At 75.6% G+C, this 4,194-nt stretch carries 2 protein-coding genes; both read right to left on the bottom strand.

Annotated features, from left to right (window positions below; genetic code table 11):
- The coding region (locus STRAU_RS31520) for a non-ribosomal peptide synthetase (RefSeq protein ID WP_037663174.1) at positions 1-3,557 on the bottom strand (3,557 nt) is incomplete at its 3' end.
- Positions 3,558-3,571: 14 nt separating this feature from the next.
- Positions 3,572-4,194 (bottom strand): phosphopantetheine-binding protein (locus STRAU_RS31515; RefSeq protein ID WP_037663171.1); only part of this gene is annotated, 623 nt, incomplete at its 5' end.

Genomic DNA, 4,194 nt, shown 5'->3' with positions numbered 1-4,194 from the left:
AGGCCGGTGGCGGGGGCGGCGACGGGGTGCTGTTCCCAGCCCGTCGCGTTCCGGGTGAACCGGGTGCGCAGCGCCGGGTGGTGCGCGGCCAGCGCGGTCAATGACCGCTCCAGGGCCTGCTCGTCGACGTCGTGCGGCAGGTCGAGGAGCATCGACATGCTGAAGTGCCGCAGCGCGCCGTGGGTGGTGAAGAACCACTCCTGTACGGGGGTCAGCGGCGCGGGCCCGTCGGTGCGCGGCCGCCGGGGCGCGGGCACGGCGGCGGTCCTGCGGGACGCGGCGGTGGCCAGGTCGGCGACGGTCTGGTGGCGGAAGACGTCCTGCGAGGTCAGCTGGAGTCCGGCCGCGCGGGCGCGCGAGACGGCCTGGATGCTGAGGATGGAGTCGCCGCCCAGCTCGAAGAAGTTGTCGGTGACGCCGACGCGGGCGATGCCGAGGACGTCGGCCCAGATGTCGGCGAGCGTCTGCTCGTCGCCGGTGCGCGGGGCGACGAACTCCCGCTCGCGCGGGGCCGCGTCGAGGTCGGGGGCCGGCAGGGCGCGGCGGTCGAGCTTGCCGCTGGTGGTCAGGGGCAGCGCGTCGAGCAGGCTGAAGGACGACGGCACCATGTGGTCGGGCAGGACCCGGTGGCAGGCGGCCCGCAGCTCCGACGCCTGGGGCCGGACGGCGTCCGCGGCGGGCACGAGGTAGGCGGCGAGGCGCGGATGGCCGTGGGTGTCGGCCACGGCGACGACCGCGGCGGCGGTGATCTCCGGCAGGTCGAGGAGCGCCGCCTCGACCTCGCCCGGCTCGATGCGGTGGCCGCGCACCTTCACCTGGTCGTCGGCGCGCCCGAGGTAGTCGAGGCGCCCGTCGGCGGTCCAGCGGGCCAGGTCGCCGGTGCGGTACATGCGGGTGCCGGGGGCACCGTAGGGGTCGGCGAGGAAGCGCGCGGCGGTGAGGCCGGGGCGTCCTGCGTAGCCGCGGGCCAGTTGCTCGCCCGCGAGGTACAGCTCACCGCCGACGCCGGGCGGCACGGGCCGCAGACCGGCGTCGAGGACGTAGGCCCGCACGTTGGGCAGCGGCCGGCCCACCAGCGGCCGGTCCGCCCCCTCGATGCGGCAGGCCAGGGCGTCGACCGTGCACTCGGTGGGGCCGTAGAAGTTGTACGCGGCCACGTCCCGGTGCCCGGCGAGGTCGCGCCACAGGCCGGGGCCGATGGCCTCGCCGCCCAGCATCAGCACGCGCGGGCGGTGGCGCGGGTCGGTGAGCAGTCCGGCGGGCAGCAGCTGCCGCAGGTAGGAGGGCGTCAGGTCGAGGAAGTCGACGCGGTGCTCGACGACGTACTCGACCAGCGCGGCGGCGTCGAGCCGGGTCGCCTCGTCGACCAGGTGCAGCGGGTGGCCGTCGGCCAGCAGCAGCACGCCCTCCAGGGAGGTGTCGAAGGAGAACGACGCGGTCAGCGCCACCCGCAGCGGCCCGTCGCCCGCGTCGGCGACGAAGCCCTCGCGGTGGCCCGCCAGGAGGTTCGCCGCGGAGCGGTGGGACACGGCGACACCCTTGGGGCGGCCGGTGGAGCCGGAGGTGTAGATGACGTAGGCGGTGGTGTCGGGGTCGGGCGGGGTGAGAGGGGTGGACCCTGCCGGGTCCGGCGCACCGGGCACCTCTGCGCCCGCCTCCCCGGACGCGTCGCGCAGCGCCTCCTCGTCCAGGACGAGGGCCGGTCGCGCGTCGTCGAGCAGGAACCGCACGCGCTCCTCGGGCAGGGCGAGGTCGAGCGGCAGATAGCCGGCGCCGGACTTCCACACGGCGAGGATCGCCACGACCATGTCGGCGGTGCGGGGCAGGCGCAGCGCGACCAGGCGTTCGGGGCCGGCGCCGCGGGCGACGAGGTGGTGGGCGAGGCGGGTGGCGCGGGCGTCGAGTGTCGCGTAGTCGAGGCGCTCGCCCCCGGCGACCAGGGCGGTGGCGTGCGGGGTGCGCCCGGCCTGGCGCGCGAACAGTTCGGGGCAGGTCGTGGTGGGGACGGGGCGCGCGGTCGCGTTCCACTCGTCCGTGACGCGCCGCGCCTCGTCCGGGGAGAGCAGGGGCAGCGCGTCCAGGGGCCGGTCCGGTTGCGTGGTGGCGCCGTCGAGGAGCCACAGGAGCTGGTCCGCCATCCGCTCGGCGGTGGCCGTGTCGAACAGGTCGGTGCGGTACTCGAGCATTCCGGCGAGCCGGTCGCCGTCCGGTACGAACTCCACGCTCAGGTCGAACGCGGATGCCTGGCGGGGCACGGTCACCGGGGCGACGGACAGGCCGTGCAGGGCGGGCGCGGTGGGCGGGTCCGGGTGCAGCAGGACCATGACGTCGAACAGGGGGTTGCGGCCGGCCTCGCGGGGCGCGCCGACGGCCTCCACCAGGCGCTCGAACGGGGTGTCGCCGTGCGCGAAGGCGTCGTTGACGGTGTCGGCGGTGGCGGTGAGCAGGTCGCGGAAGGAGCCGCCGGGCTCCACGGGGGTGCGCAGGACGACGGTGTGGGCGAAGAAGCCCACGGCGCGTTCCAGGTCGGTGCGGGGGCGTCCGGGCGTCAGGGAGCCGATGGTGATGTCGTCCTGCCCGGACCAGCGGGCGAGCAGGGTCTGGCAGGCGGCGACCAGGGAGGTGAAGAGGGTGGTGTGCTGCCCGGTCGCCAGGGTGCGCAGCCGGGCCGTGATGTCGGCGGGCACGGTGAAGTGGTGGATCGCGCCTGCCCCGGGCTCCTCGCCGCCGCGCGGCCGGTCCAGTGGCAGCGCGGGCGCCACGGAGCCGGTCAACTGCTTCTTCCAGTAGGCGATCTGGCGTTCGATCCGGGTCCCGGAGAGCTGTTCGCGCTGCCACACCGCGAAGTCCGGGTACTGCGTCGCCACCGGCGGCAGGTCCGGCTCCGCACCCCGGGCGAAGGCGTCGTAGGCGGTGCACAGCTCTTCCAGGAGCACACCCATCGACCAGCCGTCGGTGACGATGTGATGGGCGGTCAGCATCAGGACGTGCGAGGCGTCCGACTCCCGCAGCAGCAGGGCGCGCAGCGGCGCGTCGGCGGCGAGGTCGAACGGGCGGCCGTACTCAGCGAGGAGCGCGGTGTCCAGCACGGCGCCGTCGACTGCTCCCGGCCCGGCGGAGGCGTGCCCGTTCGACGCGGCCAGGTCCCGGACGGGCAGCGGCACCGGGCCCGCCGGGCGCACGCTCTGCGTCGGCCGCCCGTCGCTCTCCTCGAACGTGGTGCGCAGCGCCTCGTGCCGGGCCACCACGGTGTCGAGGGCGCGGGAGAGGGCGGTGCGATCCAGCGTGCCGGTGAGCCGCAGGGCGATCGCGCTGTTGTAGGTGGCGTCGCCGGGGCTGAGGCGGTCGAGGAACCACAGCCGCTGCTGGGCGAAGGACAGCGGCAGCGGGCGGGTGCGGTCCGCGCGCGGGATGCCCCGCCGGGCCGTCGCGTCCGGTGCCCCGGCCCGGCCCGCCCCGCCGGCTGTGGCCCCGGCCCGTCCGGCAAGGCGGCGGCGCAGCGCCTCCTTGAGGTCCTGGGGCAGGGCCTCGGCGCGGTCTCGCTTCGAAGACGTCATGGTCGTGGGGGTCCTTACCGTTCGTCGTGGTCGCTGTCGCCGCGCGCGGCGTCTTCGAGTTCGCTGAGCACCTGCTCCTCCACCAGGTCGGCCAGGGCGGCGACCGTGCGGTGGACCAGGACGTCGCGGGGTGTGAGGCTCACGCCGAAGGCGTCGTTGGCCCGCGAGACGATGTGCAGGGCACGCAGGGAGTCGCCGCCGAGCAGGAGGTAGTCGTCCTCCGCTCCCACCGTCGTGTGCAGGATCTCCTCCCAGATGTCGGCCAGGACCTCCTCGGTGGGGGTGCGGGGCGCGACACGGTCGGGTGCCTCCTCCAGGGCCGTGGGGGGTGCGGGCAGTGCGGCCCGGTCCGTCTTGCCGTTGTCGGTGAGCGGGAAGCGCTCCATGACGACGAACGCGGACGGCACCATCGGTCCTGGCAGGGCGCCCGCGGCCAGGGCGCGCAGTTCGGCTGCCGCGGGGGGCTCGGCGCCCGGCGCGGCCAGCAAATGGGCGACCAGGCGCGGCAGGTCGGGCTCGTCCTCCCGCACGGTCACCACGGCGTCCAGGACGGCGGGGTGACGCGTGAGGACCGTCTCGACCTCGCCCGCTTCGATGCGGTGACCGCGGAGCTTGAGCTGGTGGTCGGTGCGGCCGA

This window comes from Streptomyces aurantiacus JA 4570 (assembly GCF_000414115.1).
In the GTDB taxonomy this organism is placed as follows: Bacteria; Actinomycetota; Actinomycetes; order Streptomycetales; family Streptomycetaceae; genus Streptomyces; species Streptomyces aurantiacus_A.
Note: the sequence above shows the minus strand (reverse complement) of the source record. Positions and strands in the feature narration are given on the sequence as shown.